This is a genomic window from Amycolatopsis xylanica, assembly GCF_900107045.1.
Lineage (GTDB): Bacteria > Actinomycetota > Actinomycetes > Mycobacteriales > Pseudonocardiaceae > Amycolatopsis > Amycolatopsis xylanica.
Window position 1 is genome coordinate 462,814 of sequence record NZ_FNON01000007.1, and the last position, 25,768, is coordinate 488,581.

15 protein-coding genes are annotated in these 25,768 nt (G+C 67.5%); 2 read left to right on the forward strand and 13 right to left on the reverse strand.

From position 1 onward, the window contains the following. Positions 1-208: 208 nt before the first annotated feature. From BLV57_RS31265 to BLV57_RS31310, 10 genes are all read right to left on the reverse strand, one after another. Positions 209-3,283: an SAV_2336 N-terminal domain-related protein gene (locus BLV57_RS31265; protein ID WP_091294867.1), complete on the reverse strand. Its 3,075-nt coding sequence runs from the start codon at positions 3,281-3,283 to the stop codon at positions 209-211. Further along, positions 3,276-4,196, reverse strand: coding sequence for an AAA family ATPase (locus tag BLV57_RS31270; RefSeq protein ID WP_091294869.1), 921 nt, complete (start codon positions 4,194-4,196; stop codon positions 3,276-3,278). Before BLV57_RS31270 ends, BLV57_RS31265 begins: the two co-directional genes overlap by 8 nt. Before the next feature lie 12 nt (positions 4,197-4,208). Then, positions 4,209-5,987, reverse strand: a complete 1,779-nt coding sequence (locus BLV57_RS31275) for a vWA-MoxR associated conflict system protein (RefSeq protein ID WP_091294871.1) — start codon at positions 5,985-5,987, stop codon at positions 4,209-4,211. Positions 5,988-6,200: 213 nt separating this feature from the next. Continuing rightward, positions 6,201-7,466 carry an HNH endonuclease signature motif containing protein gene (locus BLV57_RS31280; protein ID WP_245757591.1) on the reverse strand — a complete coding sequence of 422 codons (1,266 nt, stop codon included), beginning with the start codon at positions 7,464-7,466 and terminating at the stop codon, positions 6,201-6,203. A gap of 191 nt (positions 7,467-7,657) precedes the next feature. Further along, complete coding sequence (locus tag BLV57_RS31285; RefSeq protein WP_091294875.1) at positions 7,658-9,190, reverse strand: TIGR03767 family metallophosphoesterase; 1,533 nt, start codon at positions 9,188-9,190, stop codon at positions 7,658-7,660. After that, a complete protein-coding gene (locus BLV57_RS31290) occupies positions 9,191-10,255 on the reverse strand; it encodes an ABC transporter ATP-binding protein (protein WP_091294876.1) in 1,065 nt (354 codons plus the stop codon). It abuts the gene before it with no gap. After that, a complete protein-coding gene (locus BLV57_RS31295) occupies positions 10,255-11,034 on the reverse strand; it encodes an ABC transporter permease (protein ID WP_091294878.1) in 780 nt (259 codons plus the stop codon). Before BLV57_RS31295 ends, BLV57_RS31290 begins: the two co-directional genes overlap by 1 nt. Next, entirely contained in the window at positions 11,031-11,960 is a 930-nt protein-coding gene (locus BLV57_RS31300) for an ABC transporter permease (RefSeq protein WP_091294880.1), read from the reverse strand. The genes BLV57_RS31295 and BLV57_RS31300 overlap by 4 nt, the downstream gene beginning before the upstream one ends. A 3-nt stretch (positions 11,961-11,963) precedes the next feature. Next, positions 11,964-13,097 (reverse strand): ABC transporter substrate-binding protein, encoded by a 1,134-nt coding sequence (locus BLV57_RS31305; RefSeq protein WP_091294882.1) that lies wholly within the window; start codon positions 13,095-13,097, stop codon positions 11,964-11,966. Positions 13,098-13,408: 311 nt separating this feature from the next. After that, complete coding sequence (locus BLV57_RS31310) at positions 13,409-15,745, reverse strand: ATP-binding protein (protein WP_091294884.1); 2,337 nt, start codon at positions 15,743-15,745, stop codon at positions 13,409-13,411. 154 nt (positions 15,746-15,899) lie between these two features. On the opposite strand from BLV57_RS31310, the gene BLV57_RS31315 reads away from it, so the two are divergent. Both BLV57_RS31315 and BLV57_RS31320 read left to right on the forward strand, forming a co-directional pair. Further along, a complete protein-coding gene (locus tag BLV57_RS31315; RefSeq protein WP_091294887.1) occupies positions 15,900-16,604 on the forward strand; it encodes a response regulator in 705 nt (234 codons plus the stop codon). A gap of 131 nt (positions 16,605-16,735) precedes the next feature. Continuing rightward, the gene (locus BLV57_RS31320) at positions 16,736-18,862 is read left to right on the forward strand and encodes an ATP-binding protein (protein ID WP_143047190.1); all 2,127 of its coding nucleotides are present in this window, start codon (positions 16,736-16,738) and stop codon (positions 18,860-18,862) included. A 1-nt stretch (position 18,863) separates the two neighbouring features. On the opposite strand, the gene BLV57_RS31325 is transcribed toward BLV57_RS31320, so the two are convergent. Genes BLV57_RS31325 through BLV57_RS31335 form a run of 3 tightly spaced genes read right to left on the reverse strand, consistent with a single transcriptional unit; the run spans position 18,864 to position 25,632 of the window. Then, positions 18,864-20,219 carry a cytochrome P450 gene (locus BLV57_RS31325; protein WP_176968888.1) on the reverse strand — a complete coding sequence of 452 codons (1,356 nt, stop codon included), beginning with the start codon at positions 20,217-20,219 and terminating at the stop codon, positions 18,864-18,866. Then, a complete protein-coding gene (locus BLV57_RS31330; protein WP_143047191.1) occupies positions 20,216-21,271 on the reverse strand; it encodes a terpene synthase family protein in 1,056 nt (351 codons plus the stop codon). The genes BLV57_RS31325 and BLV57_RS31330 overlap by 4 nt, the downstream gene beginning before the upstream one ends. Positions 21,272-21,276: 5 nt before the next feature. Further along, a complete protein-coding gene (locus tag BLV57_RS31335; protein ID WP_176968889.1) occupies positions 21,277-25,632 on the reverse strand; it encodes an AMP-binding protein in 4,356 nt (1,451 codons plus the stop codon). Positions 25,633-25,768 lie beyond the last annotated feature (136 nt).

Consider the following 25,768-nt stretch of genomic DNA (forward strand, 5'->3'; position numbering starts at 1 on the left):
AACGGAGCTAACCCCTCTAGGTGGGATATGGGGCTATCGCTTGCTGAGCCTCCAGTGTGATGACGTCTAATATCGGTCTTGCGTCTGCGGGGAAGGAGACGGGCATGCTGCAGTGGGGCATTCTGGCCATCGCCGTCGTCGTGCCTGCCGTGGTCTGCCTACGTCGCGCCACCCGGACCTTGGACACGCTGCTCACCGAGGAGCTCGCTCAGCGTCCGAACGGCCACCACGACCGCCGGCTTCCCTTGTCGTCGTCCAGCGGCCCTTCCTCCGACAGCGGCTGTGCGGGCGCCTGAAGCGTCCCCATGTGCACCCTGACGAGGTCCGCGCGGAACTCCATCGCGGTTTGGTAGCGGTTCTCCGGATTGGGCGCCAGAGCCTTGAGCACGACGGCATCCAAAGCACGCGTCACCGGTCGCATGCTGGACGGCGGGCTGATCGTGCCTGTCTGCGATGGCCGCTCGCCTGTCAGCAGCTCGTACAGCAGGCACCCCGCGGAATAAATGTCGCCTCGACCGTCGAGTTTGTGCCGGTTCGCCTGCTCAGGAGCACGGTACTCCGACGCGCCGATGACCCTGTCGATCTCCTCCGGCGCTCCGCCGATCTCTCGCGACATGCTGAATCCGACCAGTTTGACCGCGCGGAGCGAAGTCAACATGACGTGCGACGGTTTAACGTCACCATGCACGAAACCTCTGGCGTGCACTGAGTCCAGTGCACTGCACAGGTCGGCGATGATCTCGATGGATCGCTGCACACCCGGCGGCTTGCTGCTTTTAAGCACCTCAGCCAGCGTCGCACCGTCGATCAGCTCCAGCACGGTATACGGCCGCTGGAAGTCGTCGATGGCCATCTCGCCAATGTCGTAAGTCGCGACGATCGCCGGATGGTTGAGCATCGAACCGATGCGCGCACCACGCAAGAACCGTTCCACAGCACGAGGATCACGCGCTCGCTCGGGGTTCGGCGCTTTCAGCGCCACCTCACGGTTCAGCACCTTGTCGAACGCCTGATAGACAAAGCTCATCGTGCCGGCGCCCAGAATCGAGCCCAGTTCATAGCGGCCGGATTCGGACGCGACGAGCCTGCCCTGCCACTTCTTCAACCGCGCACGGATCCAGGTCGGGTCGACCTTCTCCATGACCTCGGCGTCGGCCAGCAACGCGGAATAGAGGTCGATGGCCGACTTCACATCGCCGTCCCGGCCCATCCACTCCGCGAAGTCACCCCGGATGAACAGGCCTTCCTCGTCCTCCGGCACCAAGTCCAGCATCGACCGCAAATGCGCCTGCCACAGTGAAAGCGCGTCCTTTTGATCAGGCAACCCCTGCAGCCACATCTTGAACAGCTCGTGGAGTGAACGCGCCCACGAAATCGGGTCGGCGACCTGGTCCAGAGTCATTTCCCGAACCGGAGAATTCACTTCGAGGCCGTAGCCGTCGGTGAGCAGCCCAAACGCGAGCAACTCCGCGGCCGCGGTACGGATGCGCTGCTCATCGCCAAACATGGCGGACAACGCCACCTCGACGAATTGGCTCGGGCGCGGCGGTTTCGACACCGAGCTGAGCATGCGCTGCAGCGGAACGCCCTCGCCCCGGTAAACCGACGCCGAAACCAGCAGCGCCGCTGCCTCGCCGGAAAGCTGCTGAGTGGTCAACCGGAACACCGCGCTCAACACACGGGCGTAGCTGACCCGTTCCGGAAGCACCGGCAGCAACTCCGCCGAGTAGGCAGCGATCGTCGTACCGAGATACCGGATATAGCTGCCGGCCAGCCGGACGATGAGCGGCCACCCGCCGGTCGCGGTCACGAACTCTCGCGCGGCCACGAGATCGTCGTCGCCGCTGACCACGATCAGGAGCCCGACTCCGCTCGTGGTAGTCAACGGGCCCAACTTCACCACCGGCCAACGACGTCCGGAGAAGCCGTCTTCGGCGATCACGACAATATGCCCGTTATGGCGCTTCGGCAGGAAGTGCAGGTCGGGAACACCTTCAGTGATCATCAACCAGGAATCTTCACCCGGCGTGACATTCGCGTCGACCGCGCTCTCGAAGTTCGCGCGCGTCGTCCAGCCGACGAAGTCGTAGTCGCCGCGATGCCGTTCGGCGAACGCACGGGCCATGGTCGTCTTGCCGACCCCTGGCGGCCCGGTGATCACCTGGACAGATGCTTCTTCGAAACCACGCCAGAGCAGCTCCAGGTCCAGCTCGCGACCCACGACTTCGATCGGAGCCGGGGGTGCCTCGACCGACTCCACCACACTGACCGGTTCAGCCTCCGCAACTCCGAGCAACTCGAGGATGTCCCGCAGAGCCTCCGGAAAGTCTCGCCCTGCCAGCATTTCATGGAGTCGCCAAGCGTCAGTTGTACTGAGCCGCTCCAGCAGCCCCTCGCGGAACCTGTCGAGTCTGCTGATGACGACCTCGGCCACATCGCTGTCGGCGGCCTCCGGCACCAGCTCGCGTCGCACGAGCTGCAACAGCGGCAAGCTCACCTCACGAAACGGCGAAACGAGCACCGCAAGGCGGAGGGCGAGCGGCGACGCGGTATGCCGGAAAGTGCTGAGCAACTCGTCCGAAGTCAGGAAAGCCGACTCATCGCCCGCCAGCGGACTCGGTGGGACAAGTACGGCGTCGCAGCCATCACGGTCTTCGCACATGAGCGTCTCGGCCCATCGCCGCAGCGAAGCCGGAGTCAGTGCCACGGTGGGGATCGGGGTCCACTGTTCGCCCGCCAGCTCCACCAACGCCGGAACCCGATGCGGCAGCACCGAACTACCCGGCGCCTTCGCCGTCACCCGCACCGACGGAAGATCCAGCCCCGTACGCCGCCACAGCCCGCTGGGCAACGGGTTTATCAACGCGGTAGGCGTGCTCTCAGCCCAATGCCGCACCTGTTGCCAGGCACTGTCCCCACGCCATGCTTCTCCGGCGCAGTCCGAAAACACCAGGATGAGTTCTCGACCTCCCCGGTCGGAACGCACCTCCTGGCCGAACTCGCGGGTTCTCACTGAGCGGAACGCGTTGATCGAGCGCAAGACGCGAGCAAAGTCCGCCGCAACCGATCGCCAGACATCCATCGACGGCGAATTGTCGATGACGAGCGTGACGCTGAACCACCGCTCCGCTCGACGTTGGAACTGGGGAGTCAGCACCGTCGTCTGCCCGTACTCACGGACCGTGGCGTTGAGATCTAGCTCCCGGCGCCCGCCAGGCCAGGGGCGGTGGAACGCCTGTAAGGCCTTGGCGATGCCCGCGGCGTCGAAGTCAGGTTCAGGCACGGGTGAGCTCGCGCAGCACGTAATCGAGCACCGCTCGCCTGTCCTCCCCGTGCGGCGCGTGCTCGCCGGTGAGCAAGTGGGCGGCGGCCAGCAGTTGGTCGATCGCCAGCGACTCGCCTGCCTGAACACGCGTCGCGAACTCGTCGATCAGCTCCGCGAGCGGTCCCGCATCGTCGACGTTCAGTCCGAAGTGCGCCTCAAGTACACGGCGAACCGCGGCTGGGTCAGTGAACGAAGGCATGGTGAAGCGCACACAGCGACGCAGGAACTGCGACGAGAAGTCCCGCTCACCGTTACTGGTCAGCACGATGAACGGAAATTCCGTACAGACCACCCGGCCACGCGTGATCACGTGCCGAGCTTCACCGTCCGACTCGCGGATTTCGACCGCGTCCCGCTCGAAGCGGACCAGTTCGGGAATTTCGAATTCGCCGTCTTCCAGGACTTCTGCCAAGTCGCCAGTCAGGTCGAGGTCACCTTTGTCGATGTCGTCGATGAGCAGCGCGCGAGGGTGATCAGATGGCAACAAGGCCGTACCGAGTGGGCCGAGCCTCAGGTAGGTGGTGATGTCGTCAGTCGCGCTGCCGAGCTGGTGTGCGTGAATACGCCCAAGAGCGTCATAGCGATAGAGCGCGTCGCTCAACGTGCTCTGTGAGGTGACCTGCCATCGCAGGACAGGACCCAGTTTCAACTCCGTCGCGACCGACTCGATGGCGGTCGACTTACCGGTGCCCGGAGCTCCAGTGATCAGCAGTGGACGACGCAATGCGAGTGCGGCGTTGACCGCCTCGGCAAGGCCCGCGGGCGGCTGGAACGCCACGGCGGAACGAGGGAACGTCCGCCATGGCGGAGCCGCAGGCAGCGGCAGCCCGCGCTCGACACCGTCACCCCGGTATGCAGGGGTCCACGTCATGGCGATACTCCTCTAGCTCCGCGTTCCACGCTGGTACCTCTGGCAGAAGTCCAGCCATTCTTCGTCGTCCCAAACGGCCCGCAGGCCATCCGGCACGCTGTCCCACCCCTCGTCGAGCGCCCGCCGGAGGCGGCGGTCCGCTGCCACGGACTCCGGCCACAGCACCACGGGGATGTGGGTCAGTAACGTCCACAGTAGACGCGGATCGGGATCCGGGCGCTTCAGCGCGATCGCCCGTTCATAGTCGCCGGAAGCCAGCTTGCGCACCAGCCCGGCAAGATCACGAGTGTCCTGCTCATCCAGCCAATCGACGGGAGCACCGCCGGCGAAGAAGTTGATGTTGTCCAGGCATCGCCGAGCCGTGACTAGCATCCATTTGTGTCCACGTGGCGGGCTGAGCCGGTCCGACCAGCGCAGAGTCGCGTTGTCCGGCTTCCAGTGCACGAGGAGCTCCGTCGGTGCAGCGACGTCGACGCGCTTGAGCGGGGTCCTGAGTTCGCTTGCGTGTTTGCCGGCCTTCGTGATCACGTCGGTCAACACCAGTTCAACGCCGGCCTTAGTGGGCTCGCACGAAAGCCTGTCGTGCGTCTCGAGCACGCCGTCACGCAAAAGCCACGTTTCGAGCTCTTCCGGCCACAGCCCCGTCGTAGACGCGTGGAGGCTCACGATCAACCACAGTCTGCGCGGTTCCCTGCGCTCGAGCTCAGCCTTTTCGGCTTCCTTGAACGCTTTGACCGCGCTGACGGCCTGCGCCCACTCGAGCAGCTGCGGATCGTCGAGCCGGTTGTCGAAGGCCGCCAGCTTGACGACGAATCGAGCCAGCTGCGCGCGGCAAGACCCCTCGACCGCTGGATGCTCGAGAGCAACGCGCTCGACGACATCGGCCACGTCCTCTCCGTCGGCCACCGCTACGGGCGCCGCTCGGCGCAAGCGACTGGTCGACAGCGCGCCGGTCAGCACCCGATGCAGCAGGGAGCTGGTCCGGGCGGCGACCAGCAGAGTGTCCAAGACGTGGGTGGCGCGGAGGACGGCTGGCGTCCGAGGCTCTCGACCGAGCTTTTGCCAGAGCTCGTAGAGCCGCTCAGGGGTGTAGTCGACTCCGTCGAACCGGTCTTTGAGAGCTACCGCGAGTTCGGCGCGCCCTGGACGACCGACGACACTGGGCGCGCGCCCAAGCTGGTAGCCCAGGCTGTACCCGCGGTTGCGAGCGAGCCAAAATGCCTCCGAGTCGTCCTGGTGGGCGATGTCGACGACGTCCGCGCCCTCGACCGCACGGACCTCGGTGACCATCGCCGGGATGTCAAGGTTCCGGCGAGCCTCGAGGATGCCGTTCTCCAGCAATCGCGAAAGCCCAAAAGTCAGCCTGAAGGCGTTCTGGTAGTCCGACGACGTCATCATCAGCCCGAGCCGGGGCTGCCTAGCCGGACTGAGGACGTCAGGTGACCAGGTATCGACGATGGCCAGGACGCCTCGAACGCCGTGCCTGCTCGCCGCCCGATTCAGCAGCTTGGGCACGTCGACCCCGGTCAGTTCCCCGAGAAGCGCGACCACCAGAGTCGCCTTCTCTCTCGCGGCGTGCGTGACCGCGACGGCGACTATCTCGCGGACATGCTCGGCCGTGAACTCGCCCTCGAGCAGGGCACGCCCATCGGCCAAGCCCGGCGCACATGCCCCGATTTCGTCGTGGGCGAGCACGTCGTGCAGCGCCCGCGCCGCCCGGTCGAGCTGGTCCAGCCTAGGCATGGCCGGGCGCTGCGCGGCGACGACGAGGAGATGTCGCCGAGCCGTCATCCCGCCACCACTCTCCTCGCGCATACCACCGGGTCGGGTGACAGGTTACGGAACCCAGGTGTCACCTCGTGGACAAGCCGCCCCGTTCACCCATTTGCCGAGGTGAGCGGTTCATCCCGCAGCAGCACCACCGGTTACCTTGTGCAACAGCGCCGATCACATTACGTGGCGACGGGCTATCCGTCCGAGGCCAGACGGATCGCCAAATACCCGTCAGGCCGCGTGTTTCCCCACAGAGCCCGGTGGTGGTTGTTCGTCCGTGTACCGCGGTTCGTGTAGCGGTTCGAGCTTGGTCGAGTAGCGGTCGCCGGTCGGAGTGGTGACCGTCAACGTCGCATCGCCACCAAGTGCATATCGCCAGCCTGGCTCGTCCTTCAGTTTATGATCATCCTGGCACAGCGAAGCCAAGTTGTTCTCATTCGTCTCACCCTCCTTCGCCGCCCAATCCTCGGTGTGGTCCAGCTGGCACACCTGCGCCGGTCGCGTGCAGCCGGGAGCTCGGCATTCCTGATCCCGCACCCGCACGAACTCGTCGAGGGCTTTGTTCGGCCGATAGCGGCTCCGCCCGAGGTCGGTGGGCTGCCCCGTGGCCGGATCTGTGATCAGACGCCTCAGCACCGAGTGGGACCCGGCTGCGATGTCGCGTGCCGTGGCGGCCGGGATCGGACCGTGCCCGGCGAGGAATCCCGGGTCCTCGCGGACGCCGGCAAGAGTCAAATAGTCGATGTACACGAAGATCTCGGCGCGCTCCTGGATGCCGTCCGTCCCGGATAGACAGAGGTCCATCATCACGTCCGCCCGGAGCTGCTCCAGCGTGCGTGATCTGTCGCTGACAGAGAGCTTGCGCGCGAGCCGGTCGATCCGGGTGTATGCGGCCGCACACTTCTCCGCGGGACCTTCCACAGACAGCCTTGCCGAGCCGGCGTCCTGATGAGTCAGAGTCACCCGGCGTGCCGCACGCTTCTGCGCCGCGCGGCGCTCCAGGCCCTCGGGGTCGACCTGGGCGGCTAGCTTGTTCGCACAGCGCCGCACGCCACGGGGATCTTTACCTACCAGCCTTTCGACCAAGATCGCATCCACGGCTCCGACCATGTCGTCCGACAGCCATGACAACGCACTCGATACCTGCGCTGCCTTGCCGTAGTCCAACTTTCCGGCTTCCATCAGGCCCAATACACCTGGCAGCCGCCTGGTGACGTCACGGGCGACCGTGATCAGTTTCCCGGCAGAGGACTTCGTCATCGACAACGCGAAGGCCAGTTCGCCGATGACACTTCGAATCGAGCCCGCCGACGAATCAGCCAGTAAGGCGACACCGCGGAGCTTCAACGCGTCCAGACGCGATCTCTCCGCTTCGGCCGACACCACCTTCGAAAGCAGCTCGGCGCGGGTCATCTTGTTCAGTAGCAGTAGATCCATACTTGCCGCCTGCCCATCCGGAGCAGGTCTCTGACTCGGAATCCCGTCAACAGAACTCATCGGGACCTCCCTTCCTCGACCTCCCTCCAAGCTAAACCAGACCTCCGACAAAACCAGCAAACTTTGTCGCTACCTAAACCATGCTCAACCCGTCGCCTCAACCCCGAAAGCATTGGCGCACAATGAAATTTCGGTGATCAGCGGCGTCAAAAATTTGACTGACGAACGATGCGAACGGTCCGAATGCGCGGCTACGCGCCCAGGGGGTTCTTGATGAGCAACTCGACATTGCGGTCGGCGGCGCCGCCTGCACCTTTGAACTCGCGCCTGCCGTCATCGCGGCCCTGCCAGTAGTTGGCGGACAGCTCACGGGAAAGCCCTGCGAGTGAGACGGGTGAAGACCCGCCATCCCAAGCCGTCGGACCGGCGTGATCGATGATCGTGGTGACGATCGACAGTGAGCCGTCGCGGTTGTCCAGAATCTCGATGCGACGAGCTTGCTGCGGCCAATCGATGTGAGAGGCCGTGGTGACTTCCCAGAACGTTTGGTGCGCTGTCACCGTGTTCTCGTGCGTGTGGCCGTTCACCCACAAGATTACGTTTGAATGCTTCGCAAGCAGGTCAGCGACCTCGTCCGCCAATATCCGGCGATCGGGTCCGGTATCGTTGGTCAGTGTCCGCAGAGGATGATGGCTGAAGAGCACGAACAATTTGCCGGGTTCGGCGCGTAGCTGCGCTTCCAGCCACTCGAATTGCGCAACGTCGAAGGAACCTTGCCAGTAACCGTGCGGGTTGACGGTGTCGAGTACCAGACCACGCAGCGGCCCCATGTCAAAGGCGTAGTACGCCGTCCCGGAGTCAACATGATCCTGTCGAAAACCGTGGCCGTGACAGGCCACGTGCGCGCCGACCCATTCGGCACGTGTCACGTGCCGCCGCGCCGGGTCGGCCGTGACTTCGACGGCGGGCGCACCGACGAGCCGAGCGACGACTTGGCGGTCTGCCTTGTCGAAGCCGTCAACGAGTTCGATCTCGTTGCCCTCTGGCATGCCGACGAGCTTGCGTGGGCCGACGGTCACTTCTGCGAGTTCAGGCCACGGCGGGACACAGCCTTGGAGCATATTGTCGTGGTTACCGTGCACGGCGAACCAAGGCACGTCCAGTCCCGAAGCTTCGAACGAAGCGGCAGCCGCCCGCAGCGCGCCCGGCGCCTCGGGAAAGCCGTAGACAGTCCGCGGCAAATCTTCCGTGAGCCCGGGCGGCGGTCCGTCTGGATGCCAGTAGCGAACGTCGTAGGTCTCGGCAGTACTGGAGTGCACACCTTCCCAGCGCGCAGGGTCTCCCGAGTCCGGACGCACCTCACCGCCGTCGAGCAACGTCAAGTAAGCGTCCAGCTCGTTGGCCTGACAGGCATCCGTGGCGTCACCGGTGGAGATCGCGAACTCGACATCGAGCTCGTTGACCGCCTGGACCATCGCTTCGACCACGTGCGGCGTGAAGATCTCCTGCGGACGATAGGTGCCCACGAGCGGGATTACCTCCCGATAAGGGGAGTCAGGGTCCGCATAGCGTTCCAGGAACTCAACCCTCGTCGGCGACTGCGGATCCATCACATGCAGGTCCGACAGATGCGCGAAGGCGACCAGCCGTTCGGGAGCCCGAGATTCCCCGGCCTGGGCAATGTCCTCCCTGACCTGCAGGCCTTCACCGGGTGCGGTCTCGAGTCGCTGGTAACCCAACGAGTCCGGGGTGCCCCGGACGAGACGACGACGGGAGGTGTCCATCTACGACTCGGTGGCCAGCAGCACGGGGCGAGTACCGAACCCGACGGTCGCGGAGGTGCCGGGCACCAGGTCAACGGCCGACACACTGGGCAGATCTGCGAGCACCATCGTCCCGTCCGGCAAGGTGGCCGTGACCCGGGTGACCGCCCCGCGGAAGCTGTGATCAGTGACCTTCACCGGCCCGTCCGCGGAGGGGTCGAGACTCACGGATTCGGGCCGTACCAGCACCTTCACCTGCTGCCCTTCCGTACGCGTGCCACGGTTCGCCAGCGGAAGCCGGCACCCGGCGACCTCGACGTCGTCACCGGCGATCACCCCTGGCAGGTGGTTCATGGTACCGACGAACTCGGCGACGAAGGCGGTCGCGGGCCGCGCGTACAGCTCGGCAGGTGTGTCGCACTGTTCGAGCCGGCCGGCACGCATGACTCCGACCCGGTCGGCGATCGACAACGCCTCTTCCTGGTCGTGGGTGACGAAGAGCGTGGTGATCCCGACGCGCAGCTGCAGCCTGCGAATCTCGTCACGAAGCTGGTTCCGCACCTGAGCGTCGAGCGCGGACAACGGCTCATCCAAGAGCAGCACCCGCGGCTCGATCGCCAGCGCGCGGGCGAGCGCGACCCGCTGCTGCTGACCGCCGGAAAGCTGATGCGGATAACGCGGACCATGCGAGTCGAGGCCGACCAGCTCAAGCAGCTCCTGCGCACGCTTGTGCCTCGAGGCTGCCGGCTTCCCACGCAACCGGAGACCGAACGCAACGTTGTCGCGAACCGTCAGGTTCGGGAAGAGACTGTAAGCCTGGAAGACCATGCCCATGTCGCGCTTGTTCGCCGGTACGCCCACGACGTCGGAACCATCGACGAGCACCTCGCCGGAGTCGGCGTTCTCCAGGCCGGCGAGTACACGCAGGGCGGTCGTCTTGCCGCAACCCGACGGGCCGAGCAACGCCACCAGTTCGCCGGGTGTGATCGAAAGGTCCAGCCCAGCGAGAGCCTTCACTTCGCCGAACTCGCGGCGCAGGGCACGGAACTCGACCGAGGCGCCGGTGCGGGTGTCCAACAGAGTCATCAGGATTTTCCTTGGGTAGCGCCTAGGGTGGCCTTTCGACGGCCAGTCACGACAGAGAGCACGAACAGCAGCAGGAAGGCGACGAAGAGCGCCAGCAGCGAGACGGCGACGGAAACGCCTGCCTCCGACTGGCCAGTGCTGACCGTCCAAACCGGGAACGTGTTCATCAGGAGAATGCTGGCCAGCGTGTACTCGCCGAGCACCAACGCCAAGTTCAAGAATGCGGCACCGAACACGGCCGACCGGATATTCGGGATGATCACGCGCAGGAGCACGGTCGTCCAGCTGGCGCCCAGACTGCGCGCGGCCTCGACAAGTGTGGGCAGCGCGATCGCCTGCAGGCCCGCGTCGAGAGTGCGGTATGTGAACGGCAGCGCGAGCACGACGTACTCGAACACCAGGATCACCGGGGTTCCGTTGATCACCTCTGGCGCGTCACGGAAGACCACGAGCACGCCGTTGACCAGCACGATCGGCGGGATAACCAAAGGCAGCAGGCTGACCCCTTCGACCAGGCGGCGCAGTTTCGGATGCTTGAGATGCACCCAGCTGACCGTCGGCACCATGAGTATCAGCGTCAACGCGACCGTGCCGAACGCGACCCAAAGCGAGGTGCCGAGTGTCTCGAACAGGCCTGGTTCGTCGAGCAGTTTGCCCCAGGTGTTGAAGCTGTGCGTGTCGTTCACGTCGCGGAGGCTGAACTCGACGGAGGCCGCGAGCGGAACCAGGAAGTACAGACCGAACAGGCTCAAAATCAGCCAACGGAAGGCTTTGCTCATCCCAGCCACCTCGAAGCCCGACGCTGCATCCAGTTGTAGATCGCCATCACCAGCGCGACGACCACGATCATGCCGAGCCCGAGTGCCTTGCCCAGATTCTGCTGGTCCGCGACGACGTTGCCGGAGACGAGCGAGCCGATCTGAATCGGCACTAACGGCACCACACCACTCGTCAGCGCGTAGGCGGTCGCGTAGGCCGAAAAAGCGTTCGCGAACAGCAGGAGCATCGACGCCAGGAAAGGAGGGAGTAGGATCGGACCCGCGATGTGACGCCAGTACTGCCACTTCGTCGCACCGAGGTTAGCCGCGGCCTCTCGCCATTGCTCACGCATGCCTTCCAGCGCGGGGGTGAACACGATCACCATCAACGGAATCTGGAAGTAGACGTAGACGATCGCGATACCGGTGAAGTTGAACAAGTTGAAGCCGCTGGCATAGATGTCGAAGCCCAAGCCTTTCAAGGCTTTCGTCACGATGCCGATGCTGCCGAGTGTCGCGATGAAGGCGAACGCCAGCGGTACGCCACCGAAGTTCGCGAGCACGCCCGACGCGCTTGACACGAACTTGCGCAGCAAACCGTCCTCTTTTGAGGCCAGCACCGCCTGCGCGAGCACTGCACCCAGCACGGCCCCGAGCACAGCGGTGAGCACGGAGAGCTCGATGCTGGTGGCGAAGGAGCGCCCGAATTGGTCCTTGAAAGCGGACGCGATGTTGTCCGTGGTGAAGACGCCGTCGTTGTCCTGGAACGCGCCCAGTAAGACCATGACGACCGGAGCGCCCAGGAAGACGCCGGTGTACACGAGGAAGGGCACCAGCCCTAGATGCGCGGTGACCCAGGTCGTCACGCGCCGGACGACCCCGGCGCGGACAGCGGTGGGCGCGGCCGGAGCCACGCCCACCTCCGCAGTGGTTGTTTCGGTGGTCATGAATCAGCCGAGTGCCTTCGCCCACTCGTCCGCGATGACCTTCTTCGCTGCGTCGATCTGGTCATTGGTCGGAAACTTGACCTCGCCCTTGACCTCAGGCAGTGCCGCGAGCGCGGCGGAGTCCGCCGTGCCTGCGGCGGTCAGCTTGCCCAGTCGCACGGGCCGCGAAAGGCCCTTGAGGAACAGGTTCTGGCCCTCGTCGGAGTACAGAAACTCCTGCCACAGCCGGGCCGCGGCAGGATGCGGCGCGGTCTTGCTGATCGCCTGGCAGTAGAAGTTCGAGTAGATGCCGTCGGCCGGGATCGCGACCTTCCAGTCGATCTTGCCCTGAAGCTTCTTGGCGTACCCGGCCTGCAGGTAGTCCCAGTCGATCGTGATCGGGGTCTGTCCACTCTCGACGGTCGCGGCACTGGCCTGGACCGGGATGAAGTTACCGGACTTCTTCAGGTCGGCGAAGAACTGAATACCCGGCTTGATGTCGGTGAACGAGCCACCGTTCGCCAGGGCGGCCGCGTACACGCCCGCGAACGCGGCGCCGGCCTTCGTCGGGTCACCGTTCAGCGCGACCTTGCCCTGGTACTCGGGCTTCCTCAGGTCCGCGAACGACTTCGGCGGATTCGGCACCTTCGCGGCGTCGTAGCCGATGGAGATGAAGCCGCCGTAGTCGTTGACCCAGTTGCCCTCCGGGTCCTTCTGGGCGTCGGGAACGTCGGCGAACGTCGCGACCTTGTACGGCGCGAGAAGCCCGTCCTTGGCCGCGGACAACGCGAACGCACCGCCGAGGTCGAGCACGTCGGGCGCGCGCTCCTGCCCCTTCAGCTGCTTAACGGCGCTGATCTCGTCCTGGCTGCTGCCCTCGGGGTTCGCCTCGGTGACCTTCAGCCCGTACTTCTTCTTGAACGCCTCGAGGATCTCGCCGTAGTTCGCCCAGTCGTGGGGAAGGGCGATGACGTTGAGTTCGCCTTCCTTCTTCGCGGCCTCGATGAGCTTGTCGAGACCGCCCAGGTCCGCGGCCGATTTGGCGGTCGCGGCGCCGCCCTTGTCCTTGGCCGCCGCGTCGGAGCCCCCACCACACGCGGAAAGGGTCAAGGTGACCGTCGCGATGCCCGCGACGATACCGGCGAGTCGTCTGTTCACTTGCGTTGTCCTCCGATGGGGGCTTGCGTCTACTGGCCGAGCGAACAGTCCACGAGACGGAAGTCCGGAATTTGAACAGGAGGTGACCAGCGAGCAGCAAAAGAATGCACGACAAGAGCGTGCGATCACAGCGCGATGAACCGGGTGCGGCCGGTGATCACAGACGGACTTCGGGCGCTTTCCGCGTGGCACCGGTCACAGCACTACGAAGCACCCAACCAGGTATCGGTCATCCTCGTCAATCAGCACCAGCCATCCGGTCCAATTCGGACGGAGCACTCGAATCCGTAAAGAACGCCTATTTGCTGCGTTCAATCGAAATCGGCGCCATTGACCCACCGGACAATGTCTTGGCGCGAGGAAACGCCTAATTTGTGACGAAGAGCATGGAGACGGGTCGAGACAGCGCGGGTCGAAACACCCAGCCGGTCGGCGATCTGCGGGTTGGTCAACCCGGCAGCGACCAGAGTCGCCAAGTGATATTCAAGACCGTCAAGCCCCCGAGGTGGAGCCTCGTCCGGATCAGGCCTGCCGTCCTCCAGCGCGAACGCGATCGCCTGCGCCCGGGTCAGCGGAGCGGCTTCGGACTCCGCATCGCGGACGACCACGGCGACTCGCCGCTTCCAATATGGGTCTCCGAACAACCCGATCTCCTCGCGAATGGCGCCCGCGATCGCGACGAGCCGAGACCCCCGCGCGGGCTTGCCACGACCGGCTGCGATGAGTGCCAGGCCTTCGATGGCGGAGGGCACGTTGTGCGGGTAGGCCGAGCCCGCGTGCAGCACCTCACGGAACACGGCCTCGGCTTCGTCGAAGCGACGCAGCTCGACGAGGATCCCGCCCAGCACGTTGAGCGCTTCCCCAAGGCGGCTGGGTGAGTCGACGGTCCGGCAAAGCGCCACCCCCTCGCCGGCGAGTGCCGCCGCACGGTTGTCGTCGCCGAGCAGGTGGACCGACCAAGCCAGGTGGACGAGACAATGCGCGGTGGCGGCGGGCTGGTTGAGCGGCCGCACCAGCTGAAGGCAGACATCCCGGCGCGCCGCCGCGAGCTCGAGCTTGCCGGACATCTGCTCGATGCACGCCAGCGTGGTCAAGCAGGTCGTGATCAACGGCGTGTCGGCCAGCACGGAGGCGATCTCCAGCGCGTCGAGCGCCATCCTCAGCGCTGCGTCGTGTTCGAGCAGGAAGCCGGTGTACCAGGCGAGGCGATCCAGCGCCGCGCAATGAGCCGCGGTACGACGGACGCCGTCGTCGAGCACCTCCGAAAGCAGTTTTCGTGCGTCCGCGAGGAAACCCATCCGCGCCGTGCACACCGCGAGCGCGGTCGACAGGAGCAGCCTGCGGTCGCCGCTCGTCCACGTGATCACGATCCGCAGGGCGTCGCGGTGCGCGAGCACCTTCTGGTGCACCTCGTTCGGCACGGCGAGCGGCGCCTGAACGAACGGCGAGGCGAGGTCCACGAACGATCGCGTCAGGGCTTCCTTCGCCGACGGCAGCTCGCCGGCCGCCTCGAGCCTGCTCGCCGCGTATAGCCTGATCGACTCCAGCAAACGGAAACGTCCAGGTGCCGACCCCATGCTCACCAGCGACTTCGCATGCAGGTTTTCGAGGATCTCTCCGAGGTCGCCGCTCCCCGTGTAGACGGCACGGGCGACCTCCAGGTCGAACTCCCCCACGAACACCGAAAGCGAACGCAGTACCCGCCGCTCCTCGGGCACGAGCAGCCAGTAGCTCCAGTCGATCGCCTCACGCAGCGAGCGTTGCCGCAGTGGTTTCGTGCGCCCGCCCATGGTCAGCAGGTCGAACCGCTCGTCGAGGCGAGCGCAGATCTCGGTCACCGGCAACACCGGGATCCAGCGCGCGGCGAGCTCGATCGCCAGCGGTGAGCCGTCGAGCCGCGCGCACAACACGGCGACCGCCGCGGCGTCAGCGGTCGTGAGGCGGAATTCCGGCACCCGCTCGCGAGCGCGGTCGACGAACAGCCGCACGGCGTCGGTCCGCCGCGACGACGCCGGGTCCGGCACGTCCAGGCCGTCGACGCGCAGGGTCACCTCTTCGCGCAGGCGCAGAGCCTCCCTGCTGGTCGCCAGCACGACAACATCGGGACATCGCCGCAGCAGGTCCTCGACGAGCTCCGCGCACGCGTCGAGCAGGTGCTCGCAGTTGTCCAGCACGATGAGCGCGCGCATGTGCCGCAGGGTGGCGATGATCGTTTCCCGTAACGGTTCGTCGGGGCGTTCGATGACGCCCAGCGCCGCCGCGAACGTTTGCGGGAGGAAGCGCGCGTCGGCCGTGGACTCGAGCTCGACCAGCAGCACCCGATCGGCCAGATCGCGCTGGACCCGGCTCGCGACGGCCAGCGCCAGCCGCGTCTTGCCCGCGCCGACCCCACCCGAAAGCGTGACCAGGCGATGCTGCCGCACCAGCGCCGCGAGTTTGCCGAGTTCCCTTTCCCTGCCAACGAAACTGTCTCGCTGGGCGGGAAGGTTGCTGAGCACCTTGGCCTGCGGCGAGACCTTCGACGGCGTCCCGGCCATCCGGCGGCGATAGGCGCGTTGACGGCAGGCGTTGGAACAGTAGGTCCGCCCGCTTTCGGGCTCACCGGACAAAAGCGTCAGGCACTCGGCGCACCGGTGAGTCAGCCGCATACTCGGGACCACCCGCAGTAATCGATTACTCCCAATACGCCGTTACGGCTGGACCGTAACTCCGTTACGCGCATCTGTACGAGAGTAGTGGCGAGCACCCAAACTTGGCTTGCCCTTCCCTTTTCTCCGATGACGGAAGACACCGGGAGCCGTCATGACCGTCCTCGTGACGACGCAGGCCGAGCACTGGAGGTCGGCCACCAGCGCCATCAGCGTCGGGATCGCAGATCACCAAGTGCTCATCCGCGCGGGGTTGCGCGGAGTGCTGCAGAGCGACGAGCGCATCGTCGTCGTCGGCGAGGCAGGCGACCGCGCCGGCCTCGTCGACCTGCTCGGCCGCCATCGCCCCGAAGTGCTGCTGGTCGACGCCGACCTGCCGGGCACGGACGGCGCGAGCACGGCCAGGCTGGTGCGAAGACACGCGCCGTCGACCAAGGTGATCATGCTGGCCTCGCCGGGTTCGGGTGACCTGCTGTTCCCGGCGCTGCGTGCGGGCGCGGCCGGTTTCCTCTTCAAGAACAGCGACTCGGGCGAACTCGTGGCCGGGGTGCGTGCGGTCGCCGCGGGCCAGGCGACGCTTTCGCCCGCCGCCGCGCGGCATCTCGTCGACCGGTTCGTCGGCGTGCCCACCGAACGCGCCGATCAGGCGCGGCGGCGCGTCGGGTTGCTCACTGAACGGGAACGGGATGTGCTGACGCATCTGGCGAACGGGACGGCCAACGCCGGGATCGCACGAGCGCTGCATCTGAGCGAGGGCTCGGTCAAGGCCTACGTCAGCAGGCTGCTCACCAAGCTCGGCTGCGACAACCGGGTCCAAGCCGCACTGATCGCCCGGGACGCCGCGCCGGAAGGGTTCTGACCGAATACTCCCTCCGACTGAACCGGGTTCACTCGGATCTGCCGCCGGGGTTGAATGACCCCACAATGGGCGCGCCGAGGGGAACCACTGGGGAGTGCGTGGCGTGCGGCGGTGAAATCGCGGGTGGCGCCGTGCGCCGGTACTGCTCGAACGCGTGCCGCCAGCGTGCCTACCGCCGTCGCGCCGCGGGTGGCGTACTTTCGGCCACCTCGCTGCCGAAAGTGCCGCGTACCAGGGGAAACCTGCCCGAACCCGGCGACCGGTTCGTCGGCCGTAAGCGTGAGATGGCCGTGTTGTCACGCATGGTGCGGCGGCATCGGCTGGTCACGATCGTCGGACCGGGTGGCGCGGGCAAGACGCGGCTCGCGCTGGAGTCGGCGTCCCGTGCGACGGCGATGGCGTGGTTCGTCGAGCTGCAGGATGTGCACGACGAGCAGGTGCTCGTCCAGGCCGTTGCGGCGGCGCTGGCCGTGACCGAACAACCTGACGAACCGTTGCTCGAATCCGTGATCGGTGCTCTCGCTGGGCGGGATTCGGTGGTGGTGCTCGACAACTGCGAGCATTTGCTCGACGGGTGCGCCGAGCTGGCCGAGGTGCTGCTCAGCCGGTGTCCGGGCTGCTCCATGCTGGTGACCAGCCGGGAGGAGCTGCAGATCACCGGCGAGGCGTTGTTCCGGATCGGCTCGCTGTCGGTGCCCGAGCTGACCGAGCCGCTGCCGGTTTCGACCGCGACCAGGTACGACGCCGTGCGGTTGTTCGTCGAGCGGGCCAAGGAGCATGTGCCGGAATTCGACCTGACCGAGGACAACGCCACCGCGGTCGCGACGCTGTGCGTGCGGCTCGACGGGCTGCCGCTGGCCGTCGAGATGGCCGCGCGCTGGGTGCCGATGCTGACCGTCACCGAGATCGGCGCGCGGCTGCAGAACCACTCCGCGCTGCTGACGCTCGCCGGCGAGACGGCGCCGTCGCAACACCGGACGCTGCGCGAAACCATCGACTGGAGTCACCAGCTGCTCAGCGAGGACGAACGGCGCGCGCTGCGCAGGCTCTCGGTGTTCGGCGGCGGGTTCGACCTCGCCGCGGCGGCCGCGGTCTGCGACGGGCTGACGGAGACGGCGCTGCTCGAGCTGGTGACCCGCCTGCGCGCGAAATCGTGGATCGAATCGGGCCCGGAGCCGTTGCGGTTCCGGCAGCTGAGCTGCATCCGGGTCTACGGCGCGGAGCAGCTGGCCGCGGCAGGCGAGCGCGACAGCACGCGGGAACGGCTGATCAGCTGGCTTACGAAGCTTTGCGAGCCGCTGCTGCACAGCCCGATGGCGATGACCGACGAGCAGACCGGCCGGATCGACCGGCAGCGTGACGCCCTGCGCGCGGCACTCGGCTGGACGCGGGCCGACGACGACCGTCATCACCTGCTCGCGGCCGGGCTCGCTTCGGCGACCGCGCGCCGCGGGTACCTGGCCGACGGCCGCGCAGTGCTCAGCCGGGCGTTGGACCGCCACGGGCGCCCCGATTACCGGCTGGTGGCGCTCGACTGGGCGGCGTTCCTCGCGGCGAGCCAGGGCGACCACACTGAGGCGTCGCGGCTGGCCGACCAGGCCATGGAAGCGGCACAGGCGCTGCATGATCCGATGCTGCTGGCGAGCGTGCACAACACGCTCGGCCACGTGCGCGTGCTGGCGGGCGATGCCGAGGCGGCCATCGAGGACCTGACGGAGTGCGCGCGGATTCTGCGTGCCGCCGCCGAGCCGCTGGCGCTCGCGATGGTCTTGCACAACCTCGCCTGGGCGTGGACCCAGCTCGGCGCGCACACTCGGGCCGCGGAGCTCCTCGACGAGGCGATACCGATCTATCGCGCCGATGGACCCAGCCACCTGCTGGCGTGCGTGCTGCACACCCAAGGCACGCTCGCGCTTTCGATGGGGCTGACCGCACAGGCTCGCGCACGGTTCCTCGAGTGCCTCGAGCTGTCCTCGCAACCGCTGCCCGTAGTGGGTGCGTTAGAAGGGATGGCGGTGGTCGCGGCCAGGAACGGAAGCGCGGTGCGAGCGCTCACGCTGAACGCGGCGGCAGAATCGTTGATAAGCACGCTCGACTTGAGAACGCTTACGAAATCGATCTACACGACCGAGCTCGCCGAAGCCGTCGAGCGCTTCCGCCGCGAACTCCCGCCCGACGAGGTAGCGGCCGCCGAGACGATGGGGAAAGCCCAATCGATGGACGAAACCGTCGCCTACGCGGTTCAAAAGGACCACTAGCTCAGTAATCCCGGCGCCGTCTCGTGACGATCATGTCAAGCTGGTCGGGACGCAGCGTCGGCGTGACGGTCGGCACGACCGGGCGCGCCGACGCCGGCCGCAAGGTCCAGTGCTGGACCAGGGTCGCGAGCAGCAAGGTCGCCATCGTCACCGCGAAATGATCGCCGGGACACTGATGTGGCCCGGCCCCGAACGGCAGGAAGGCACCGGGTGGCAACGATTTCCGCGCGTCCGGCAGCCACCGGTCCGGGTCGAACCGTTCCGGGGCGGGGAAGCTCTCCCGCCGCCGGTGCAGCAGGTAGAGGCACACGAAGACCGGCGTGTGCGCGGGCAGCCGCCGCCCGCCGAGGTCGACTTCGGCGACGGTGCGCCGCGCGAGCATCCACGGCGGCGGGTACATCCGGAGCACCTCGGTGATCACCCGCTGCGTGTACGGCAGGCGGGCGAGATCCTCGACGCGCGCGGGCCAGCCTTGCAGCGCCCGGTCGGCTTCGGCCTGCACGCGCTGCTCGATCTCCGGGCGGGTGGCCAAAATATGGAACGCCCAGCACAGCGCCGAGGTCACCGTCTCGGTGCCTGCCAGCAGCAGGCCCATGATCTCGTCGCAGATCTCGCGGTCGGTCAGCACCGGGCCGAGGTCGTCGGTGCACCGGCTGAGCAGCATCGACAGCACGTCGCCCTGGTCGAGGTGGCCGGCGTTCCGATGATGCGCGATGGCTTGGCCGAGTGTCGCGCGCACCTTGCCGAGCGCGCGCCTGGTCCGTCTTGTCCGCCGGATCTGCGGAGTGCGCAGCACGCCGAACGGGTCGTACATCGCGCGCGTGACGCCGTCGAGTGCCTGCGGGAGCAGCCGCTGGAACTCGGCGATCACGCTCGCGTCGAGTCCGGCGCGGACGAGGGTCCTGGTGACGACGGTGTAGGCGTACGCGCTGATCTCCTGCTCCAGCGCGAGCCTGCGGCCGTCGTGCCAGAACACGCTCGCGTCCAGCGCCGCGGTGGTCATCGCGGCGCCGTATTCGGCCGTGCGGACGCGGTCGAGCGCGGGCCGCACCAGACGGCGGCGCAAGCGATGCTGCTCGCCGCTGGTGGTGAGCGAGGTGCGGCCGAGCAAGCGTGCGACCTGCTCGAACTGGGCGCCGCGGTCGAACTTCGCCGCGTCGGTGACCAGCACCTGCCGCACCAGCTCCGGGCCGCTGACCAGGTACCAGTGCCGGGGGCCGACCCGCAGGACCGCGAGGTCGTCCTGCGGATCGGCGGCGGCGATCAGGGCGAGCGGGCGGCGCAGCAGCTTGACGGTGTGGCCCACCAGCGGCAGCGCGCCCGGCACGGTCGGCGGGGCGACGGCGGTCGTGGTCACCTCGACCCCACCGGGCCTTCGAACGCGAACTCCTCGCCGCTGCTCCACTCGTCGGTGCCGCGGATCAGCCAGCACATGGTTTCGACGGAGAGGTCCACCGCGACGTAGGCCGCGGCGGACGCTCCCATCGACTCACAGAGCGCCGGGATGCCCTTGCGCAGGCGCTCGAACCGGTGAATCCGGTGCTCGATCATCTCCCGGACGGTGACTATCACCTCCCCACGGGACTGCGCGTATTCGCTCTCCAGCGCGAGTACGACATTGTGGATGTCGCCGCGTGCCTCACCACGCTCGACCGCGCGCACGTCGTTGAGCAGGCAGACGGTTTCGGCGGTGATGTCCCGCATCTCACGCAGTTGCTCGCATTCGGCGAGGAACGCCGGGATTTCGGTGTGGTTGACGCGTTCGGCGAGGTCGAGCAGCACGTAGACGATCACCGCGACGCGCCGCAGTTCGAGCAGGCCGTGCAGGGCTGGCAAGGTGCCGGTCACCCGGTTCTGCGCCTCGGTGACGTTGGCGAACAGGTAATCGGCCCAGTTGTGCACCGCGCGGATCCGCCAGGTCTCCGACATGCCTCGGCAGCTGTTCTCCCACAGCTCACCCAGCGCGGACTCCATCGGCGTCGGGTCCGGGATCGGCGGGGCGTGCGGCCTGCGCCTGATGACGCTGAACAGCCTGCGGCAGACCTGCGCGACCGCGCCGGGGTCCTGGCCGAGCAGGCCGTCGAACTGGTCTTCGCAGAAGAAGAACAACGCCACCAGGTCGGACGCGAGCTCCAGGTCCTCCGGCCCGGCTTCGGGGTAGAACCGCGCGACCGCGTCCGCGACGCGCGAGTGCACGTATCTCGCGGCGTCGTCGTCGTTGCGCGCGATTCCCTTGCCACGCAGCCAATCCAGGGTGTGTGCCCGTGCGCGGTCGAGATACGGGTTCTGCTTGACCGTGAACGGCATGTCGAAGCGCACGGGAACCGGCGGCATATCGGCCACCGAGCCCAGGCGCTTGCGCCGCGCGAGCACCGCGGGCGGCCAGACCACCCGGAAACGACCAGTCACCTCGTTCACACCCTCACCATCCGCAACGTCTCCAACCAGTGATCGGCTTTCACCACGGCTCCCGGGGCGAGCGCGCCGTCGCGCCCGCAGGCCACCACCACCGCGCGCATCCGGCGCAGCAGATCGTCCACATAGGACTTCGGAACGAAACCAGGGTCGTACAGCGCGGCCAGCCGCAGCGAGGACGACTCCTGGCGCGTCGCCACCGCGAGATGCGCGGGAATCTGCGGCACCCGCCCCGTGAACCCCTCCTGGTACTGGTCACGGCGCTGGACCGAGCAGCCGGTCAGCCTCAGTTCCGTCAGCGGCACCAGGCTTTCGAACACGACCGACTGGGACCGGCCGAACACGTCGAGCATCTCGGGCAGCGCCCGGCACAGCCCGAGCATCGGCACGCTGTCGTGGCGCAGCGCGTCGTGCAGTTCCCGGCCGTGCACGGTCAGCAGGTCGGCGAACGACAGCCCGGCGTGCACCTGCTCGCGCAGGAACACCGCGTCGAGAAACAGCCCGACGGTCCGTTCGAGGTCGGCGCTGCGCCTGGCCGCGTTCACCGACAGCAGCCGCACGTCCGGGTCGGCGGTGTCGGCGGCGATGATCGACGCGAACACGGTGTACAAGGCGGTGTACAGCGTCGCGCGGCGCGCGCGGGCGAGCCGGAGGAACGGCTCGGCCTCGTCCGGGGGCACGAGGATGCTGCGCACCTCCGTGCGCGGCGGTTCGACCGGGATCTCCAGATACTCGCTCGGCACCAGCTCGACCGGTTTGGCGCCTCGCACTTTCCAAGCCCAGTAAGCGATATCGGCCGGATCGATCGGGTCGCGGGTCGACGGTGTCGTCGCATGCCGCACCTGTGCGCGGTAGCTCGGTGGCGTGGGCAGGTCCGGGCCGCGACCGGTGACGATGCCCTCGTAAAGCCGCGTCAGCTCACGCTCGATCAACGCCATCGACCAGCCGTCGGCCACCAAATGGTGAATGCGCAGAGAGAACAGTGCCTCCACATCGGACACTCGCGCCAGCTCGGCCGCGAACACCCGGCCCGAGCCGGGATCGAGCGGCTCATCGACCTGAAGGGCCCGCAGCACCGCGGCCGCGTCCAGCCGCTCGGCGTCGACGACGCGCAGCACGCCCGAGCGCGCCGGGCCGACGCGCTGGTAGCCGTTTTCGAGCTGTCCTCCGGGCAAGTGCAGGCTGGTACGCAACGCTTCATGCCGATTGACCAGTTCGTCGACGGCTTCGGCCAAGACGGGGACGTTCAGCGGACCGTGCACGCGGTAGCTGATCGTCAGCGCGCAGTCCGGGCCCGCGACCATGTCGCCGCCGAGCAGCGAATCGTGGCCCCACAGCAGCAATTGCGGCACCGTCAGCGGCAGCCGGTCGTCCTCGTCGGGCGCCTCGGCCTCCACGGCGGCGGGTTCGGCTGGAGAAACACTCAACCGGCCCGCGAGCAGCTGCGGCGTCGGCAGGTCGAACACGATCCGGATGGGCAGCCGCACCGCGAACTCGGCTTCGATCAGCACCGCGGCACGCACGGCGAGCAGCGAGTCACCGCCCAGCTCCACGAAATCGTCGAACCGGCCCACCCGGTCGATCCCGAGCAGCTCGGCGAAGATCTCGGCGACCCGTTCTTCGATCGGCGACGCCGGTCGCGCGTAGCCGGTGCCCAGCTCGGGCCGCCTGCCCGGTGGTGACGGCAGCGCGGCATGGTCGACCTTCCCGTGCGCGGTCAGCGGAAGCTCGGCGAGCACCACGTACTCCGCGGGCCGTTCGTGGGCGCAGAGCAGCTCGGCGGCGTACTCGCGCAGCTCCGGCACGAGCCGCTCCCGCGCGTCGGCGATGACGTGCCGGTGCAGCGGATCGGTGCTCAGGCAGCGCTCGGGCACGACCTGGCCGGAATTCGGCCACCGCACCGTCCACTCGGCCGGACCGGGCCGGTGGAACACCGCGTCCAACGCCCCGTCGGCCAAACCCGCCGCCCGAGAAAGCCGCAGCTCCCAGCCGAGTTCCTCGGCCAGTTCGGCGAGTTCCTCCGGGTGCACGGCCGCGCGTTCGGCCTCGGCGGCGAGCCAGCGCAGCCCCCGGCAGTCCGGCTCGCCGAAGCCGGGCTGGGCGAGCGCGTCGCGCACGGCACAGGCGCCGGCCGTGCGCTGATTGGTGATGCCGAGTACGCCAACGGTCTCGCTGGTGCTGGCCGTCAACAGCTTCCGCAGCGCACGCGCGTCGAGCGCGTCGTCGGCCCAGAACCACCAATCGTCCAGTTCGAGCACCTCGGGCTCGGTGTCGAGACACAGCACGACGTCGAACCGGAAATCCGTCATCTCGGTGCGCCCGCGGCCACGCCGAGGCCGGACCTGGACGTCGGCGAACCGCCCGAGCGACGCGACGGCGCGCGCGAACCATCGCGCGTCCACCCACAGCAACGGGTCGAGGTCGAGCCGCTGCCGCAGGCGCTGCTCGAGCACCTGCGCGGGCACGTCCTCGTCCGCCGCCGCGAGCACGACCGACGCGTGAAACGCCTCCCGCAGCCCGAAATCGAGGATGTCACCGAGGATCACGCGGCCGCCGCGCCTGCACGCGCGCACGGCGCCTTCGAGCACCTCGGTCAGGAAAGCGGGGCTCGGGAAGTACTGCGGCACGGAGTTGCACAGCACCAGATCGAATTCGGCGAACCGGTCCCGCAGCGCGGTCCGGACGTCTTCACAACGAAGTTCGACCTGCTCCATCCCGGACACTCGCGCCGCGAGGACGTCCAAAGCGTCCGCCGAGGCGTCGGTGCCGACATACCGGGTGCACTCGCGCGCCAGCCGCGTCAGCAGCAAGCCGGTGCCGCAGCCGAGTTCGAGAACGCTGCCGGCGGGACGTTCGCAGGCCAGTCCGACGCTGTGGTCTATCCACTCGCGCCGATCGCTGACCGGCAGCCGCTCGCCGGTGTAACTGCTGGTCAGCTCGACCGGTTGCGGGTCACGGCGCCAGTGCGGGGTCACATAGGCGACGAGCCGGTCCTGGTAGTGGCCGGGCAGTGGCCGCGCGACGACCACCGCCTGGCGGACCGCCGGATGCGACGCGAGCGTCATGGCGACACCCGAAGGCTCGACGCGGATCCCGTGAATCCGGGCCTGGTCGTCAAGCCTGCCGCGCAGCTCGAACCGGCCGTCGTCGCGCCAGCGCCCGACGTCACCGGTGCGGTACAGCAGCTTGCCCGCTTCGAACGGGTGCGGCACGAACCGCTCGCGGGTGGCGTCGGGGTCGCCGAGATAGCCGTCCGCGAGCGCGGTGCCCGCGACGCAGACCTCGCCGAACCGGCCAGGCGGCAGTGGCCGTTCTTCGTCCAGCACCCAGAGCTGGGTGTTGGCGATCGGGGTGCCGACCGTGACGTCCTCACCCGGCCGGAGTGTCACGCCCGCGCACCAGACGCTCGTCTCGGCGGGCCCGTACTCGTTGACGAGGTCGACCCGCGGCAGCCGCGCGTAGTGCTCGGCGACCAGATCCGCGGGGACCGGCTCCCCGGAGACGACGACCTGGCGCAGCGACGGCGACGGATGCTCCACGGTGGGCAGCACGGAGCGATACAGCGACGGCGTGACCATGGTGTGCGTGACGGTCCCCGACCGCAGCACCTCGGCCAGCTCGCCGACGGCCCGCGCGGGATCGGCCGACAGCAGCCGCAGCGTGCCGCCCGACGCCAGTGTCCACCAGATGCCCGCGAAGCCGGTGTCCACCGTCATCGGGGTGAGGAAAGCGAACTCCCCCACGGGGAAGGGGTACCGAAGCAACCGCGCCTGCGTCGAGTTCGCGATCGCGCGATGGCTGACCATCACCGCCTTCGGCCGCCCCGACCGGCCGGAAGTGTGCACGACATACGCGAGATCGTCCAGCGAAGGATCGGGGCACGGGGCGACAGACTCGTCGCCGGCGTGCAGCCATGGCTCGACGAAGCAAATCCGCCGGATCGCCGGGTCGATCTCGTGATCGAGCCTGGCCAGCCCCACCTGGTCGGTCAGCAGGAACGGCGCGCCGAAACCGCCGAGCGCCTGCTCGAGCACGGCCACTGGCGCTTCTTCGGCCACCGGCACGTAGACGGCGCCGCGCGCGAACACGGCCGCCTGCGCGACCACCGCGGCGACCCCGCGCGGCAGCACGCACACCACCGGGCTGCCCCGGCCGACGCCGCGGGCACGCAGGCAGGACACGGCCCGGTCGACCTCGCCGATCAGCGCGCGGTAGGTGAGCTTCCGCTCGGGCGTGGAGAGCGCGACGGTGTCCGGACGCAGCCGGGCGGCCCGGCGCAGCAGCGCGGGCAGTGACAACGCGGGGAAGTCGACCGCGGTGTCGTTCCAGCGGCGCAGGTCGTCGAACTCGGGCATCCGCACCTCCATGGCTCGCGTCTCTAGGTCGAGCGTATGGAGGATTTGCGCAGCGAAAATCCAGAGCGGACTGGCCGAAAGTGCATAGCGGACCCACAGGGGGTTGTGCGTGGTCACCCGTACGGCGCAACTCCGT